General features: G+C 31.6%; 18 protein-coding genes. 1 reads left to right on the forward strand and 17 read right to left on the reverse strand.

Features of this window, described 5'->3' with window-relative positions; translation table 11 throughout:
• Nucleotides 1–2: 2 nt before the first annotated feature.
• The 16 genes from VCM48_RS13520 to VCM48_RS13595 form a co-directional block, all read right to left on the reverse strand.
• On the reverse strand, nucleotides 3–257 hold the full coding sequence (locus VCM48_RS13520) for a hypothetical protein (protein ID WP_274639234.1): 255 nt from the start codon (nucleotides 255–257) through the stop codon (nucleotides 3–5).
• Between the two features lie 140 nt (nucleotides 258–397).
• A complete protein-coding gene (locus VCM48_RS13525; protein WP_482270849.1) occupies nucleotides 398–1,870 on the reverse strand; it encodes a nicotinate phosphoribosyltransferase in 1,473 nt (490 codons plus the stop codon).
• Between the two features lie 71 nt (nucleotides 1,871–1,941).
• The gene (locus VCM48_RS13530; RefSeq protein ID WP_482270850.1) at nucleotides 1,942–2,667 is read right to left on the reverse strand and encodes a metallophosphoesterase; all 726 of its coding nucleotides are present in this window, start codon (nucleotides 2,665–2,667) and stop codon (nucleotides 1,942–1,944) included.
• Nucleotides 2,668–2,672: 5 nt separating this feature from the next.
• The gene (locus VCM48_RS13535) at nucleotides 2,673–3,227 is read right to left on the reverse strand and encodes an RNA 2'-phosphotransferase (protein ID WP_482270851.1); all 555 of its coding nucleotides are present in this window, start codon (nucleotides 3,225–3,227) and stop codon (nucleotides 2,673–2,675) included.
• 11 nt (nucleotides 3,228–3,238) lie between these two features.
• On the reverse strand, nucleotides 3,239–3,712 hold the full coding sequence (locus tag VCM48_RS13540) for a macro domain-containing protein (protein ID WP_482270852.1): 474 nt from the start codon (nucleotides 3,710–3,712) through the stop codon (nucleotides 3,239–3,241).
• Nucleotides 3,705–4,211, reverse strand: a complete 507-nt coding sequence (locus tag VCM48_RS13545) for an O-acetyl-ADP-ribose deacetylase (RefSeq protein ID WP_482270853.1) — start codon at nucleotides 4,209–4,211, stop codon at nucleotides 3,705–3,707. Before VCM48_RS13545 ends, VCM48_RS13540 begins: the two co-directional genes overlap by 8 nt.
• A gap of 17 nt (nucleotides 4,212–4,228) precedes the next feature.
• The gene (prs, locus tag VCM48_RS13550; protein WP_482270854.1) at nucleotides 4,229–5,065 is read right to left on the reverse strand and encodes a ribose-phosphate diphosphokinase; all 837 of its coding nucleotides are present in this window, start codon (nucleotides 5,063–5,065) and stop codon (nucleotides 4,229–4,231) included.
• Between the two features lie 64 nt (nucleotides 5,066–5,129).
• Nucleotides 5,130–5,819: an NUDIX domain-containing protein gene (locus tag VCM48_RS13555; RefSeq protein ID WP_415269209.1), complete on the reverse strand. Its 690-nt coding sequence runs from the start codon at nucleotides 5,817–5,819 to the stop codon at nucleotides 5,130–5,132.
• A gap of 41 nt (nucleotides 5,820–5,860) precedes the next feature.
• Nucleotides 5,861–6,238, reverse strand: a complete 378-nt coding sequence (locus VCM48_RS13560; protein WP_124589225.1) for a potassium channel family protein — start codon at nucleotides 6,236–6,238, stop codon at nucleotides 5,861–5,863.
• Nucleotides 6,239–6,277: 39 nt separating this feature from the next.
• A complete protein-coding gene (locus tag VCM48_RS13565; protein ID WP_482270855.1) occupies nucleotides 6,278–6,817 on the reverse strand; it encodes a sigma-70 family RNA polymerase sigma factor in 540 nt (179 codons plus the stop codon).
• A gap of 261 nt (nucleotides 6,818–7,078) precedes the next feature.
• Nucleotides 7,079–7,414 carry a DUF3703 domain-containing protein gene (locus tag VCM48_RS13570; protein ID WP_482270856.1) on the reverse strand — a complete coding sequence of 112 codons (336 nt, stop codon included), beginning with the start codon at nucleotides 7,412–7,414 and terminating at the stop codon, nucleotides 7,079–7,081.
• Nucleotides 7,415–7,465: 51 nt separating this feature from the next.
• On the reverse strand, nucleotides 7,466–9,079 hold the full coding sequence (locus tag VCM48_RS13575) for an amidohydrolase (protein ID WP_482270857.1): 1,614 nt from the start codon (nucleotides 9,077–9,079) through the stop codon (nucleotides 7,466–7,468).
• Nucleotides 9,079–9,438, reverse strand: a complete 360-nt coding sequence (locus VCM48_RS13580; RefSeq protein WP_482270858.1) for a DoxX family protein — start codon at nucleotides 9,436–9,438, stop codon at nucleotides 9,079–9,081. Before VCM48_RS13580 ends, VCM48_RS13575 begins: the two co-directional genes overlap by 1 nt.
• A gap of 236 nt (nucleotides 9,439–9,674) precedes the next feature.
• Entirely contained in the window at nucleotides 9,675–11,114 is a 1,440-nt protein-coding gene (locus VCM48_RS13585; RefSeq protein ID WP_482270859.1) for a M20/M25/M40 family metallo-hydrolase, read from the reverse strand.
• A gap of 50 nt (nucleotides 11,115–11,164) precedes the next feature.
• Nucleotides 11,165–12,946, reverse strand: a complete 1,782-nt coding sequence (locus tag VCM48_RS13590) for a TonB-dependent receptor (RefSeq protein WP_482270860.1) — start codon at nucleotides 12,944–12,946, stop codon at nucleotides 11,165–11,167.
• Nucleotides 12,947–12,985: 39 nt separating this feature from the next.
• The gene (locus VCM48_RS13595) at nucleotides 12,986–16,006 is read right to left on the reverse strand and encodes a tetratricopeptide repeat protein (RefSeq protein ID WP_482270861.1); all 3,021 of its coding nucleotides are present in this window, start codon (nucleotides 16,004–16,006) and stop codon (nucleotides 12,986–12,988) included.
• 124 nt (nucleotides 16,007–16,130) lie between these two features.
• Here VCM48_RS13595 and VCM48_RS13600 point away from each other — a divergent pair, with 124 nt between their 5' ends.
• Nucleotides 16,131–16,814, forward strand: coding sequence for a cell division ATP-binding protein FtsE (locus tag VCM48_RS13600; RefSeq protein WP_274639249.1), 684 nt, complete (start codon nucleotides 16,131–16,133; stop codon nucleotides 16,812–16,814).
• A gap of 207 nt (nucleotides 16,815–17,021) precedes the next feature.
• On the opposite strand, the gene mdh is transcribed toward VCM48_RS13600, so the two are convergent.
• A complete protein-coding gene (gene mdh, locus VCM48_RS13605; protein ID WP_274639250.1) occupies nucleotides 17,022–17,948 on the reverse strand; it encodes a malate dehydrogenase in 927 nt (308 codons plus the stop codon).
• Nucleotides 17,949–17,991 lie beyond the last annotated feature (43 nt).

A 17,991-nucleotide genomic window follows, 5' to 3' on the forward strand; every position in this document is an offset into this window, starting at 1 on the left:
TTTTATGCTTCGTTTTCTAAACGATTTCGTTTCATTTCAAAAGCTTCGGTAGCTTGTTTTATAATCTTTAAGGTGTCAGAAGCTCTTACCATTACATTTTCGAGTTCTTTGTCTAAATCTTTTGACTGAATATCGAATAGTTGAACTTCAACCATACCAATTTTTTCAATTAAACTTTTTTGCGTGTTTTTAATGTCTTCCATCTTAACTAAAACGGAATTCATTGTATCTAATCTTTTCTGTTCTTGATCTGTCATAAGTTTCTTTTTTAGTTGCATTTAAGATATGAAAAAATCAAGAGTTAAGCAAATTGAATGGTTTTTAATGTGTTGATATATAGTGTTTTTAGTGGGCGTTCTAATAAAAAAAGCAGGAGTTTAACTCCTGCTTTTTAATACTACTCTGTAAGCTCTAACACACTGTTTTTTGTACGAAGTCTTATTTCACTTAGTTTTTCATCAACTAACAATTTTCCGTCTTTAAAAACTTCTCGTAACTCGCCTTTTTGTTCTTCATCCCAGCTTACCTGATCGTTGAGTTTGTATTCTCCATCTTCTAAAGTTATTTTTAATAATCCTTTGGCAGATTTTTTAGTTCCGTCATCGGTAATTGGATCTTTAAAAATTTCTCTTCCCTCTCCATCTACTTCTCCGTAGGTAGCTTTCATAGCAAATCCAAAAGTATCTCTGGTGTTGTATTGATAAGTGAAAGAACCAATTCCTAGCACTACATTAGTAGAAGCAAATCCTTTTTGTTTTAAGCGTTCACAAATTTGTGTTGCTCTTTCAAGGGTAATACTATCGCCATAAATAGCTCCGATATGGCTATCAAGTTCTTTATATCCTTTTGTATTGGTTGTTCCTCCAAAAACTTCCCAAAGTAGTTGTATAACTCCTTTTTGTGCTGCTTCAGTTTTACCGTTAGGATTTCCACAAATAATATCCACTGGATCCCCGCTATCTGGTCTAATTACTACTTTCCCATCTCTAGCCAATACTTCTTCTTTTAGATTCGGTAAATATTCGGTAAGAACCTTCCATAAATCCCAAGTATCAGAAACTATTGAAACAATACCGTTTGGATATACTTCAGTAATTAATCTTTTAAAAGTTTCTTCCTCACCACTGTTAGTTCCCATACACATTACAGAGTGTTCAGTTGCCGCAACGGAACCTCCAATTAATTCGTTGTCAGAATCTGCATTGTAATACTTTTCTAAAAAGTCTACGGCTGGTATAGTATCTGTTCCAGTAAAACTTAATAGGTGACCAGCAGCACTCATTTCAGCAGCTTCTAAACCAGCCATTCCTCTCATAGAAAAGTCGTGCCCTTGCCAATCTACCATTTCAGGAACAGATGAGGTTTCTTGTGCGTATTTGTCTAATATTTTTCTGTACTGTTTTGCAATGGTTGCTGAATTACATGGTAACCAAACAGTGGTAGATAATAAAGTTTCAAAGTAATTGGTTAACCAAAAGAATTCTGGTAATGTATTATACATAGTAAACATTGGTACTCTGATAGGAACTTCAACACCCTCTGGTAATGCTTTAAAAACCATTGGAATGTATCCTAAATCATGTAAAGCAGCAATGTGTTCAATACCTACAGAGTTTTCACCTAAATAGTTATTAATTCTTCTACTGTATTGTTTGCAAATTTCTTCTTTTGGTTTGTTAAAAAAGTTGGTTTGAAAATCTTCAATTATATATTTTTTAATGAAGTATTGTAGTCCGAAAAAAACTACTTTTTCAACTCCTTGAATTCTACTTTTTCTTGGGGTCCAGTTTGAATATACTAACGTGGTATTGTTAGGGTATTGTCTTCTGTGGTCTACTTTATAACCGTCTGTATATAATAATGGATTCATAGTTTGTTATTTTATTTGCGTCAAATTTACGCAAATTAAATTATAAGCAAAAATTTTTCTTAATTTTTATTTTAATTCCTTCCTTTTTCGTTTGAATACAAAGTTTTTACTTGATCACTTTGCCAAAACTTTTTACTGTCAATATCCATAATTGTTAAATATCCTGTAAATGCAGCGCCAGTATCAATATTCCATAGGTTTAAAGCGTTTATAGGTGTTGATGAATTATAGCGTATAGTTGGTGTGTGACCAATGTATATTTCTGAATAGTGTGTGAACCTCTCAGGGTATAACTCTGATTCTTTAGGCAAATCTTTATCAGTAGCTAAAGCAGTTTCCCATAAGGTTCTATCAAAATGATAATTTAATTTGAAAGTTTCTTTTTCAACTCCATGCATAGAGGTAAAACCAGCATGAATAAACAAACGATTTTTACTATCGATATGGTAAGGTTTCATTTGTTGAAAAAATGCTAGATGTTCATGTTTTTGTTCTTCTGAATAAGATTCATAACTCTTTTTGGTTTCTTCTCCACCATGTACTAGCCAAATGGTTTCACCTTCACCAGTTCTCAACCAATCTTCACACCACAAATCATGATTTCCTTTAATGAAAATACATTTATGCTTTTTGTTTAACTCTATTAAAAAATCAATGACTTGTGCAGACTCACTCCAACCATCTACATAATCACCAAGAAAAATTAAGGTATCTTCTATAGTGATTTTGGTTTTTTTTAAAACTTGGGGTAAGGCTTTTAAGCCTCCATGAATATCACCAATGACTAATGTTCTCATATCTATTATAAATCTTCAAAATCAATGAACTCAGTAGGAACAAGATTAGTTAGCCAAACTCCATTATCAGATAAAAAGAACTCATATCCTTTTTTATGCATATCACCAGATTGAACAGTCAAAATTATAGGTTTACCTCTTCTGCTACCTACTTTTTTAGCAGTTTCTGAGTCAGAACTCAAATGAACATGTTGCCTACTCATTTTTTGTAATCCGTTTTCTTTTATTGAAGGAATAAACTTAGCTACTGTTCCGTGATATAAATATGGAGGAGGAGTCTTTATTTCAGTTACTATTGTTACATTTTTTAAAGAGTGTCCTTGATTTGCTCTTATTTTTGTTTGATTTTCATTTAATGAAAATCGTTGTTTGTCGTTGTTTTTTACGATAAACCCCAATTCTTCTTTTGTAAAAGTAACTCCGTTGTTACTTGATTTGTTCAAAAGTTCTTCTATTGAAGCCCATCCGCTGCTATCTAATTTTAAACCAATTTTTTCAGGTTGATGCCTTAGTATAAGGCTTAAAAACTTACTTATTCTTTTTGTATTTTTCTCATTCATAATTTAGATTTTTAGTCAAAATCATATACTGTGGTGGAAATGGATTTTTTTATCAGTTCTTTTGTTATTAATGGTTCTATTTTATCCCATGTTCCGCCAGCTAATCCACAGCCAATTCTTGGCATATGAACGGATGCATTTAACTCTTTAGCCTTATTATATACTTTTTGTAATCCTTGTTGAATAGCTTCATAACGAATTGGAGGATTACCATTTTCATCTTTTCTAATTTTGTGTTGCCCTATAAGATTTGTAATCCATAGATCGTCTTCAACTTGTATAAATTGAACTTCTCCTAAATTAAAATTTTCTTTAGTTTTATACCAGTTACGATACGCTTTTTCTGGAGTTTTCCATCTTTTTGAAATGGCCATAACAAAACCTTTTCCCCAGCCACCAATATCATTACAAACATGAGCAATAATTTTATTACCTTCTTGTTTTGGTAGGGTTGCGTCTCCTTTTATATAGTTGATATTATTCATTATTTAATAATTTTTTATATATCGTATAGTTTTCGTTATCAAAACAAACAAAATTTACCTCCTCTAAAATAGGATTACTTTTAACTGTTTTAATAGCAATTTCAGCTGCTATTTGTTTAGGAAAACGATAAATTCCTGTACTAATGTTAGGAAAAGCGATAGATTGTAAATGATTTTTCTTAGCAAGTAACATGCTGTTCTTGTAGCAATTTGCTAGTAATTCTTTTTCTTTATTTTCTCCCTTTTGATACACGGGACCTATTGTATATATAACTTTTTTAGCAGGAAGGTTTCCAGCGGTTGTAATTACAGCTTCTCCTGTTTTACATTTGCCTTGCTTGTTTCTTATTTGTTGGCATTCTTCTAAAATAGCTGAACCACCAGCTCTATGTATAGCACCATCAACACCACTTCCACCCAATAAACTTGAATTAGCAGCATTAACTATTGCATCAGTTTCTATTTTGGTAATATCACCTTTTATAATTTTAATTTTCATATCAATTTTTTTGGTTTTTATAGCAATTTTCCCAGTTTAATCTGTATACAATTATCGTTTTCTATAGTTTTAAAACTATCTGTTGTAAAAATTTTGGTGAAGTGTTTTTCAAGTTCATCAAAACCTTTACTAAATATTCCGTGACTTATCGCTAAGTATAAGTTTCCTGCATTCTTAGCTTTTAGTTCTTTAGCTAGCCCTAAAAAAGTACCCCCTCCATCACAAATATCATCCACAATTAAACAATCTTTTCCTTGTAGGTCATCAGCATATACTTTGAAACCTGTTAGTTGACCAGTCTTAACATTTCGACTTTTTGAACACTCTACTACTTCATAATTTTGAAGATAAGCAGCAACTTTATAAATCTTTTTTAAAGCGCCTCCGTCTGGTGAAATTAGAAGTAAGTTGTCTGATAATTGTTTTGTAATATGCTCTATGAACTTGTGGTTATCGATAACTTTACAGTTATTCAATAGGGCAGGAGTTACTTCAGAATGGGGGTCTAAAACAATTACCGACTCAAAGTTTTGTGCATTTATAATATCTGCATATACTTTTACCGATAAAGGTTCACCTGATACCATTAATCTATCTTGACGTGCAGCAGGAAAATAAGGAAGTACAACATGTAGTTTTTTTATTCCCATATTTTTGAGCGCATTGGTAGCCAATAATAACGTACCCATGTCATTAAAAGATTGAATGCGATGTGTAATCGTTACTTCTGCTACCTTTTCTAGTTTAGAAATGATTTTAATATGCGGTTCCCCTCCTGAAAAAGTAAAGAAATTATAGTCTATATTGTTTTCTGTTCCGTAAGGAGTAAAGTTTTTATCTAAGTTTAAAATCATATTGCGTAATTTTTACACAAATATAATTCAGTTTTTTAAAATAAAAAATGTTTTAGTGTTTTTTTTACGCAAACTTAATTTCGAAGTGGAATCCTTTCTTTTCTAGTTCTTTGTATTTTTTAGCATTAAACTTAAAAAGTTTCGCAGGTCTACCACTAGATGGTTGGTGTATTTTGTCTGTTTCAGTAAGTATTCCGAAGCTCATAATTTTCTTTCTGAAATTACGTCGGTCAATTTTCTGATCAAGAATAGTTTGATAAAGGTTTTCTAAATCAGAAAAAGGGAATTCTTTTTTTAGTAGTTCAAAACCAATAGGTTGGTAGTTTATTTTGTTTTGAAGTCTTTGTAAAGCTGTGGTTAAAATAAGATTGTGGTCAAACGCTAATTTGGGCAATTCATGAATAGGGAACCATTGCACTTCAGCAGCGTCTGTATTCGCACTGATTTTAAAATGATTGGGGCTCACTAATCCAAAATAAGTAACAGAAATAACTCTATTTCTTGGGTCTCTTTTTGGAGTTCCAAAAGTATACAGCTGTTCAAGATAATCAATAGTTACTCCAGTTTCTTCCAATAGTTCTCTTTCAACAGCATGTTCTAGTGATTCGTTTTCTAAAACTAATCCACCAGGTAATGCCCAAGCTCCTTTAAAAGGTTCAATGCCTCTTTTTATTAATAAAACAGAGAGTTCTTTTTGTTGATAGCCAAAAACAACAGCATCTACAGCAACTTTTATATTTTGTGATATCTTCATTTAGTGTTGAATTTACACAAAGTTACGAAAGTTTTAAAAAACTACTGATTCTTATTTTTAAACTTTGAAGTTAGCTTACCTAAAGGTGTTTTTTGATTGTCTTTTTGTAGAGTAAACTGAACAATTTTAGCAGTAAAAGCAACAAATGTTCCGATAGACAAAAAGGTATATATTATTGTAAATATTTTACTAATATTATGAGTAGGGACAAAATCTCCATAACCTACGGTTGCCATCGTCATTACAGAAAAGTATAAGGAGTCTACAACTTCCCAATGTTCAATTTTGTTATAAAATATGGTAGAACTCGTTAGTAGAATAGAAAGGAAAAAGAATAAATATCTAAATTCAGTATCTTTTTTAATACCTATAAAAACAAGTTTGCAAAAGCGATAAAAGTTGATAAAGAACGAAATCATAATTAAAAAATAAGTTAGAAGAAAAGTTGAATATATAACTTACTTACAAACTTTACAATCTTCTTTGTCTTGAATTTCACCTACTAACTTTCCTTCTTCGTTAAGTGAAAATCCACAGCAATCCATAAAACCTTGTGCAATCAATTTACGAGCACGTTGAATTTGAGATTTTGTAGTAGGTAAATTTTGTTTTAAAGTATTAGCGACTTCTTGTTGTTTTAAGCCTTTTATGTCTGATAAAAACAGTGGATCTCTATATTTTTTGGGTAAGCTTTGTAAGATACCGCGCAAGCAATCTTTTTCGGTATGTTCGTGCTCTTTTTCATCTATTTGAGTTTCAAAATTGTTTAATTCAACTGTTTGATTAGTGCTTTTGAAGTAATCCATCATAGTATTACGAGCAATTGTAAAAATCCACGGTTTTAATTTAGTAATATCCTTTAGGGTATGAAGTTTCGTATGAACTTTAATAAATGTTTCTTGTAGCAAATCATCAGTCACAGTAATGTCTTTCACTTTACTTAAAATAAAGTGCTTTACATCATCTGCGTATTTTTTCCAAACTTGTTGCGTTGTCATAGTATAAATTTACGAAAAATGCCACGCTGAATAAAAAGAATATTTTGTTTTCATTGTATTCAGAGTGACAAGAATTTTAAAAGTTGATTTAATTAACAGTTACAGTTGTTACATGTGCAGTTTTCACATGTGCAATTTGAGCAGTCACCTGTTTTACATCCTTCGCAAGTACAAGTACATTGATTTTTATTTTTCATGATATTATCTGTTTTTTGTTTTCATATAACAGACAAAAAAAAGTGTAAAAAGATGCATTTATTGTCAAAAATATTTTTGAAGTTCTTTTCTAATAGGAATAGGTTTAATTGCAGATATGTTAGAACCGCCTGTATTTCCTATAGGTACCCAAACTAAAGTAAATAAAATTGAAGCTATAATTCTGAAAAATTGGCCAACAATTTCTTTAAGACTATATGTTTTTATTCCGTAAACTAACATCCAGTAATGAGATAAAGTGTGCCTGTAAACATGTTTTTGTCCTAAAATGTGAGCATTCTCTAAATGATAAAAAGACACCTGAAAGTGTTTACTTTTAAGTGCCTTTTTAGCTAAAGTTAATTGTTTGTAAAATTGTTGTTTTCGCTGTAGTTGTGTCATTATTTGTTGATTTTATAAATCAGACTACAACGAATAGAAAAAGATGCATTTTTAATTTACTTTTTCTCCGTTTATATAGGTTGCTAAAACCTTTGTATTTGGAATTTCTTTTCCATCAATCGTCATGATATCTTTATCTAAGATGATAAAATCAGCTACCTTACCAACTTCGATACTTCCTTTTTCTTGTTCTTCAAAGTTTGCATAAGCGTTCCAAATGGTCATTCCTTTTAAAGCATTTTCTCTAGATAAAGAATTTTCCATTTGATAGCCTTTTCCAGGATATCCTTTTAAATCTTTTCTGATGGTTGCTGCATAAAATGTATATAATGGACTTACGTGTTCAATAGGAAAGTCAGTTCCTAAGGCAACTTTTCCGTATTCTTTTAATAAGTCATTATAAGCATAAGCTCCTTTAATTCTATCTGATCCTACACGGTCTTCTGCCCAATACATATCTGAAGTAGCATGCGTTGGTTGAATAGATGGAAGCACATTTTTAAATAGATTAAAGTCTTTTGTATCTACTATTTGAGCGTGCTCAATACGCCAACGTCTATCATTTTTGTTTTTCAATACTTCATTATAAGTTTTTAGCATTATATAATTTGCAGAGTCGCCAATAGCGTGTGTGTTCATTTGATACTCAGAGGCAGCAATTCTTTTCGCTAATTTTTGTAGATTTTCATACGAATTAACCAAAGCACCAAAATGCCCTTTTTTATCAGAATATTCGTCTTTAAGAGCAGCTCCTCGTGAACCTAATGCGCCATCAGCATATACTTTTACAGAGCGAATATTTAATCTATCTGTTTTAATGATTCCTTTATTAAGATAATAATCAAGATTTTTTTGATTATTAGAAATCATCGCATATACACGCATTTTTAAATCGCCAGATTGTTGTAAGCTATCGATTAGTTCAATAACCTCTTTGTTTAACCCTGCATCGTCAACTGTGGTTAATCCTAAATCAAAACAGATTTTTTCAGCATCTTTTAACGCTTGAATCTGCTCTCTTTTCGATGGTTTCGGATTATTGATAAAGTTCATTGCATTATCAATAAGCACTCCAGTTAATTTTCCATCTTTTTTTATAAATTCACCACCATCAATTTTTGATTCAGTAGTAATTCCTGCTAAATTAATTGCAGCTTGGTTTACTAACATTGCGTGGCCATCAATTCTACGAATAGCTACAGGTATATTAGGAAATATGCTGTCTAGTTTTTCTTTGGTAGGGAATTCTTTTACTTCCCAATCGTTTTGATCCCAACCACGCCCAGTTATGTAAGTAGTGTTCTTTTCTTTTTGAAAATCAACTAAACGTTGAAGTACTTCGTCATAACTTTCTGTTCCAACTAAATCGGCTTTTTGTTGTTGTAATCCTAATCCGTAAAAATGACAATGTGCATCGATAAATCCAGGGTAGACAGGTTTGTTTTTTGCATCGATAAGATTCGTTGCTGTGTATTTTTCTTGTATTTCTTTGTTGGTTCCTAGAGCCACAAATTTTCCGTTTTTTACAGCAAAACTTTCTGTTGTATCAAAATTAGAGTTTACGGTATAAGCTTGAGCATTAATAACAATAGTATCTACTTTTTCTTGCGGTTTGCAAGAGAATAATAAACTGAAAGCAAGTAGAGGGAGCAGTGTTTTTTTCATTAGTATGTGTAAATTAAATAAGCAATGTATAATAATAAAAATTGGAGAGGTACTCTAATAATGGCTATTTTCTTAGATCCAATTGCAGGTTTGTCTCTGAAAACATCCCAAATGTGGATTGGTAAAAAAATCAACATTAGTATAAACATTGCTAGAGCTGCCTGTTTTGTAGTTTGATTAATTAATAATCCAATACCAATAGCTAACTCTAATAAGCCAGCTATATAATTTACAACTAATTTGGGTAGGAAATTAGGTATAAATCGATTGAAAATTTTAGGCTTTATAAAGTGCATAATTCCTGCAAAAGCAAAAAATATTCCGAATATAATTCTAAGAACTAATATTAATGTATTCATTAACTGAGTTTATTACTGGATTAATATATAAGTATGAAGAGTTTTCTTTTTTATTCTGTTCAGTCTTCTTAGATAAATAGTTATTAAAAAGATTATATAAGACAATTATAACAAAGGTGATAATTAAATTAAAGATGGCTTTTTTAAAGTAAATTTCTTTTTTCTATAATCCTCTTTGTACTTTCTTTTAGTTTCAAAGTACTCTTTGTTTAATCTACCACTCATCTTATACTTTTTTAAGGCTTTAAAGCTTCTTCATTGTATAAGTATTTATCCATTAAATACACAATACTGGTCATAGATGCACTACCTAATTCTAATTCGCGTTTATTTACCTTATCAAATGTATCAGTAGCAGCATGATGATAGTCGAAATAGCGTTGTGAGTCTGGACGATAGCCTACCAAGGTAACATGGTCGTCTTTTAAAGGCCCGATGTCTGCACCTCCGCCTCCAGCAGTAATATCGTGTAAACCGTAAGGAGCTAATAATTTTTTCCAACTTTGTACAAGCTGTAAGTTTCTTTCATTAGCATCAATAGAAAAACCTCTAGGTGTGTGTCCACCTGCATCAGATTCTAAAGCTCCAATATGAAATTCGTTATTTTCCTTGGCTAAACGAGCATATTCAGTTGCACCACGTAAACCATTTTCTTCATTCATGAAAAATACAATACGGATTGTATTTTTTGGTTGAATATTATTCTTTTTTAATAGATATGCTACTTCTAAAGATTGTACAATCCCTGTTCCGTCATCATGAGCACCGTCACCTAAATCCCATGAATCTAAATGTCCACCTATGACCATAATTTTATTAGGATATTCACTTCCTTTAATTTCTCCTACGACATTATGTGAAGGGGCATCAGGTAAGTTTTTACAACTTTGTTTAAAGTGAAATTGTAAAGTTGGTTTTTCTTTTAAATGCTTGCTCAGATTTTCAGCAGCACGAGAACTAATAGCAGCAGCAGGAATATATTCTTCTTCAGGAATATCCCCATAGCCCATAGAACCTGTGTGCGGATAATCATCGATTCCGTTAGTCATAGATCGTACGATAACTGCTTTAGCACCAAATTTACCAACTATAGCGGCTCCCCCATAACGTTGTCCTACACAACCACCATAAGCTTGGAAGGTATTGATGAGTGTATTGTCAAAAGCACCGTTAAAAAACACAATTTTTCCGTTGGCTTTATCTCCTAGTTTTTTAGCTTCCTCTATGTTTTTTACTTCAATAATCTCTGCAGTAACTCCTTCATTTGGGGTTGCAATAGAGCCTCCTAAAGCACAGATAGGAACATTAATTTCCTCTCCTTTAAATTTGTAGTTGGCTACTTCTTTTTCTCCACGAACCCAATGTGGTACCATTACAGGTTGTAACCAAACAGAGTCTAAACCAACTTCTTTCATTAGCTTTTCTCCCCAGATAACAGACTTAGCTGCTCCTTCTGATCCTGATAAACGACTTCCAATGTTTTGTGTTAAATCGCGTAACCATTCGTATGATTTACCTTCGGTAAGTGCTGTGCTAAATAGTTTTTTTATTTGTGTAGAATCTTGTTGGTAGTTTACTTCAGTATAGTTTTTCGAAGTAGTTGTAGCCTGTTTTTGTTCTGTTTTACAAGTAACAAAAGCAATACTTGTAAATAATAAAAAGGTTAGTTTTTTCATTTAGGGTATTAGTTTTTAACACCCTAAATGTAAGTTTTATATTTTAATTCTTAGAATAACGTATCAAACTTCCAAGTTAAACCTCCCATTGCCTGAAATCCTTGTACGTTAAAGTTATTGAATCGTTGGTAGCTGTTGTTTAGAACATTATTTAAGTTTAAGAAAACAGAGAACGAATCGTCAAAATGATATCCACCATTAAAATTCACATCAAAATAACTTTTCAAATCTGTAGAAGTAAAAGTATCGGCAGGTAAAACATCATAGGCTCTTCCTTTACGGCTTCCAACAAAGTATAAGTTAGCGCCTGCAAACCATTTGTTGGTTTTATAAGTTCCGAAGATTTCACCTTTTATTTCAGGGGTATTCCAAGCTTCTGTTTCATTGGTTAAGGTAAATTTATTGAACTGAGCATTAGCTCCAATAGTAAGGTTTTTAATACCATCAAAGGCAACTTCACCAAAGAAGGTCATCAGTTTAATATCGTCATACACAACTTTAAAAGAGTTTCCATATTCATATCCGTAGAATGTAAATCCGTTAGTTCCAGCAATATTAGAACCATCTGATTTTGATTGATTCAATACAAAAAATGGATTATTTTCAATATCAGCATAACTTACCTTTGCATTATAACTAAATTGATGGTTTAGTTTACCTCTAATCCCTCCAAAAGCATCAAACTTTTTATTAGTTTGTCTCATGTCAAGAGTAGGAGATAAGTATGGGTTGTCATCTGTAAAAGATTGATACATGTTTGTGGTTAAATCACCAGATGCTCCAACAAATACATTTGCTAATTCTTTAATGATAGGATATGAAATCTCTACATCAGGATAGATAAAAAAGTTGTTTTCGCTATTCTCTGTATCCATTGAAAAATAGCTTTTTGCTCCTAATTGAATAGCTAAATCTTGTACATTGAATTTGTAAGTTGGATGTACTCCTAGTGTAATGAAGTTATAATCTATAGGAGTAATTGCGTCATATGCATAGGCATAAGAGCCTCCTAAGTAGTTAACTGTTGTGTTTACATACAAATCGTTTAATTGGCGATGAAAATTATCTAAAGGAAAACGAAATTGTGCATTACCATCAACTAAAAATTCAGCAGTTTCAAATGAGTCAGAGAAAAAAGCGATTGATCCATTAGCTTCTTCTAAAAAAGAATCATCAGGTTTTATTTGACCAAATATTTTTATGTGATTATAACTTTGTGCTTCTTCAATAGCACTTAAAGTAGCTTCTGTAAACGTAATATTTGTAGGTAAACCGTACCAGTTGTATTTGTCTTTTTCAGCATCTAAACCTGCTGACCATTGAAAATAACGTTCTTGTTGAGTGTAGTTTAAGTTTAAGTCAATATTATAAAAAGTACTACTTAATTCAGTATTTGCTACGGGGTCAGATGATAATAAGAATTTTAAATGAGCCCCCAATTCGCTATTGTAGCTTTCGCTACGTCTTACATAGGCTTCTAAAAAAGGAGAAAGGACGTTTCCAAATCCAACCGATACGTAGTTAGGGTATAGCTTTTCTCTTTTACCCAAGTCTACCTTTTTCATTGTTCCGCTTTTAGGAATAAAGGTAGAAGCAACAGGAACTGAAAATATTTGGTATTCTAAAGCTTTTTTCTGAGTTTCTTTTGTGTGTTCAATTACTGGTTTTTGTTTTATTTTAAAGGCATCAGTAATTTTTGGAACATATGAAGTTACAACATTTACAACTTCTGTTTTTATAATAGTGTCTTTAGCTTTATTGGTAACATTTTTTTCTTGTGCATTTGTATATGCTATTACAAATAAAACAAGTAAACTTAAGTGCTTTTTCATCGATCTAGTCATTTAACTTTCGTTTGTTATTAACAAATTTTAGTTTTGGGTAGTTACTGATTCGTTTGTTTTTGCTTCTTTATTTTTAATGGTACGAAGCTCATTTTTTGCTTCTTCAATTACATCTTTATACTGTGTAAAGTTTTTGATGATATTTTCCAAGATATATGTTGCTTGATACGCATCTTTTAAGGCATAATAATTTTTTGCCATAATTATATAGCTTTTTACTCCCCAGTATTTGTATGATGAATAATTGGCAATTAAATCTTGTACAGCTTTGGTAGAAGCTTCATATTCTTTATTCTCATGTAAAAAGAAAGCATTGTAGTATAAACATTCAGCTTTCAGTTCACCAGTAGCTTTTTTACTAGCTTCGTTAAAATATTCTTCAGCAGTTAAAAAGTCATTGTTTTTAAACGAAGAGCGAGCTAAAATGATTTTAGCATCTTCAGCAATGTTTGTGTCTACCTTTCCTTTAACTAATACTTTTTCAGCATAGGCAATAGCATTTGTATAATCTTCTTTTTTGTAATATCCTTTCATTAAATTACTTTGAGCAAAAATGATGTTTTGCGGATAGTTAGCTTCTTTTTCCAATTGTTGAAGTACTAAAATACCGTTGTTCCAATCTTCTTTTTGTAAATAGATATTAGCTAACTTGGTTAAAGATTCTTCTGTAAACTCACTTTTAGTTTGCTTGTTTACATAAGTATAATGAGGAATAGCTTTATCGAATAGCTTAGAGTTGTTATAGGCTTGTGCTAAGTAAAAATGAGCTTTTAAAGCATTAATTCCGTTAGGGAATTGCTGTAAATATTTATTAAAGCCTTCAATAGCTTTATTGTTGTTGTTTTCTAAGAATTTGTTTTCAGCAGATTGATAAGTGGCATTATCTAGTTCAGCATTGGTAACATTGGCAAAACTTACATTTTTAACCCAAGCAGCATATTCATCAACTTTACCTATATCAATATATACGTTTTTAACATTACTTACTGCTTGTTTTGCTTCGTTTGAATTTGGGTGTTTCGCAACGACTTCTTTGTACTTTTCAATGGCTTTTCTATTATTGTTGTTGCTATAGTATAATAACCCTTGACGTAACAGTACGTTTGGAACGTAGTTGCTTTTTGGGTGATTGGTTAGTAGATTTTCATAAGTTTTTTGAGCTTTTGAAGCATTGTTCATAGTTGTGTAAGTTGTTGCTAATTGGAATAAAGCGTCATCTTTTAACTGAGAACCATCATAATCACTAATTAGGGTTTGAAGGTTTTGAACTTTTACATCGTTTTTACCTAAGAAACCATTACTCATAGCTGTTTGATATTGTGCATAATCTGATCCTACACCTCCTTCTTGAATTACTTTATTGTATGCTTTAATAGCGTTTGTATAACTTTTTGAGGCGTAAAAAGAGTCTCCTAAACGATTTGAAGCATCATCATTCAAATCGTTATCATCAAGATTCTGTTCTAAAAATTGCTGAAAATATTTTGCAGCATTAGGGTAGCTTTTTAGTTTGAAGTTTGTGTATCCAATTTGGTAATTTAACATTTTAGCCTCTTTAATATCTTTATCAGTAACGGATAAGAAGTGTTTAAGAGCGTCTTGATAATTCCCTAAAGAATATTCAGTTTCAGCTAACCAATATGCCCCTTTATTACTCACAGTCATGTTTTCTGATTGTGTTGCATTTATAAAGTATGGTTTTGCTTTGGTTATCTTGTTTTCATTGTATAACTGAATACCTCTGTATAAAGAAACTTCATTTATAATACTTTTACTTTCTGGAGTTTCTGAAGTATTTAAAAAGTCTAGAGCACCTTGGTAATCTCTCTGGTGTAAGTATGAAGTAACTAACAAATTGCTAATTTCAGCAGCGTTAGGAGATGTAGGGTATTTAGCTAAAAAACCTTTTAAAACATCTGGAACACTTTCATATGGGTTTCCTTCTTCATAACTTAATTTAGCGTAATTTAAAGAAGAACTTTGTGTAATTAGAGCATCAAAATCCATTTCGCTAGCATTTTTAAATGCGTTTAATGCTTCCGTTTTTTTATCTAGTTCTAAATAACATTCTCCTAAATGGTAGTAAGCATTTTGTGCTACTTTATTATTTCCTCCAATAATTTTATTGAAATTACTAACAGCAGTTTCGTAATCTTTTTGTTGATAATAAGCATAACCTAAATAATAGTAATCGGTGTTTGTCCAACGACCATTTTTACCTTTATAGGCTTTTAAGTATGGAATAGCTTTTTCATATTTTTTAAGGTTGAAATAACTTTCCCCTACAATTTTAGAAATTTCAGAAATCTCTTTTTTGTCCTTTGTAGTTTTTAATAATTGCTCTCCAATTTGAATTGATTTATCGAATCGCCCAGCTTTAAAACTAATATCTAAAATGTAATAGTTTGCTTTAGCTTGGTAGGTAGCATCGTTTGCTAGTTGACTTAAATTGTCTTCTGCTTCTCCAAAGTTTTCTTGTTTGTAGGCAATATAACCGTAGTAATAACGAGCATCGTTACCATAAATGGGATTTCCTAACAAGGTTTGAAAACGAGATTTGGCATCTCTTAGATAATTAGAAACTAAAAGTGCATATCCCATTTTATAATTGAGTTCATTTTTTTCTTCTGGACTCAATAGTTTTTCGTTTACTTTTTGATACCATTTTAGGGCATGGGCAGCTTTTCTATTAGCAAAGTAATAATTACCAACATTTAAAAATGCTTTCTCTTTTTTATTATTGTATGGGTAATTTTCTACAAATTGATTAACTCTATAATCAGCATCGTCTTGTTGCAGTTTAATGGCACACATAGCATCGTAATAATCAGCATCAGCTTTTAAGTTATGATGTTTTTCAGAGTTTAGAGAAACTCTACGGAAAACTTCTTGAGAAGCAGCGTATGCTTTATTATTGTATAAACGTATTGCTTTATGAAAATCGGCATTTGCATCAGTATTTACAGCCGACTCTTGCGCTATTACCGCTGTTGTAATGGTTAAAAAAAGAAATAAGTAGCAGCTTTTTTTGAAACAGTTAAATCTCATATTTTTTAGTTATCTAGAAACTATAACGTTAGTTTTTTATTTTTGTTGGGAGACTTTTTATCAAAAGTAAGAAATGTTACAGAATTACGTTATAAAATTTTAGATTTGTAAAAAACTATACTCCATGGAAAATCCTGTTTTACACCTTGAAAATGCAGATATTTATCAACAAGACAATTTAGTGTTGTCAAAAGTAAATTTTACCTTGAATAAAGGGGACTTTTATTATTTAATTGGTAAAACAGGGAGTGGGAAAAGTAGTTTGTTAAAAACCTTGTATGGAGATTTACGTTTGCAACGTGGTTTGGGTAGTATAGTTGATTTTGACTTGAAGCAAATGAAGGAGAAGGATATTCCTTTTTTAAGAAGGAAGCTTGGAATTGTTTTTCAGGATTTTAAATTATTAAATGATAGAAATGTTTTTGAGAATTTAGAGTTTGTATTAAAGGCTACTGGTTGGAAAGACAAAAATGAAATGAAAGATAAAATTCATGAGGTTTTAGATAAGGTTGGAATGAAGGAGAAGTACTATAAAAAAACTTTTGAGTTATCAGGAGGTGAGCAACAACGTGTAGCAATTGCCAGAGCGTTATTAAATGATCCTGAATTAATTTTAGCAGATGAGCCAACTGGGAACTTGGATCCAAAAACTTCACTAGAGGTAATGGAATTGTTAAATGAAATTCACCAAAGTGGAAAGACAATTTTAATGGCTACACACGATTATCAGTTGATTGTAAAGTTTAAACAAAAAGTAATTAAATGTGAAGGTGGAGAATTGTTTGAAGTAGTACAACAAGCAGTTTAATAGTATAAAAAACAAACCCACTTCAAGGATGAAGTGGGAAAATTGCTATGAAAAACTATGAAAAGAAACACTACTAATGCTTCTCTACTATAAAGACGTTTATATTGGCAAAATCTTACACAGTTATCGGAATTTTAACAAAAGTTTATAAAAAAATCCTGAGTAATAAGACTACTCAGGATTTTTATATTATACAGTGCTAACTTCTTAGAAAGTTAAAGCAGTATTGTTGTTTTTAACAGCTTCAGCTGAAGAAGTTAAAGCAGCTTTTTCTTCTTCGCTTAAGTTGATTTCAACGATTTTTTCAATTCCGTTTCTTCCTAACACAACAGGAACTCCGATGCATAAGTCAGATAAACCATATTCTCCTTCTAATAAAGCAGAACAAGGGTATATTTTCTTTTGGTCACAAGCAATTGCTTGTACTAAACCAGATACAGCAGCACCTGGAGCATACCAAGCAGAAGTGCCTAATAAACCTGTTAAGGTAGCACCACCCACTTTTGTGTCTTGTTTTACTTGTTCTAATCTTTCTTCAGATAAGAATTCAGATACAGGAACAGAGTTACGAGTAGCTAAACGAGTTAAAGGTACCATTCCTTTGTCAGAGTGACCACCAATAACCATTCCGTCAACATCAGAAATTGGAGCTTCTAAAGCTTCTGCTAAACGGTACTTAAAACGAGCAGAGTCTAAAGCACCACCCATACCAATAATTCTGTTTTTAGGTAATCCAGTTGCTTTGTGTACTAAATACGTCATTGTATCCATTGGGTTAGATACTACGATGATAATTGTATTAGGAGATTGTTCAACTAAACTAGCAGCTACTGATTTTACGATACCAGCATTGATTCCTAATAATTCATCACGAGACATTCCTGGTTTACGAGCGATTCCTGAAGTAATTACACAAATGTCTGATCCAGCAGTTTTACTATAATCTCCTGTAGTTCCTGTAATTTTAGTATCGAAACCATTTAAAGAAGCAGTTTGCATTAAGTCCATTGCTTTACCTTCAGCAAAACCTTCTTTAATATCAACTAAAACAACTTCAGAAGCGAAATTTTTAATAGCAATGTACTCAGCACAACTTGCACCTACAGCACCTGCTCCTACAACCGTTACTTTCATTTTATATATGTTTTTTTGTAATTAATTATGTTTATAAGTGCGG

It is taken from the genome of Tenacibaculum sp. DPLXC6 (assembly GCF_056815515.1).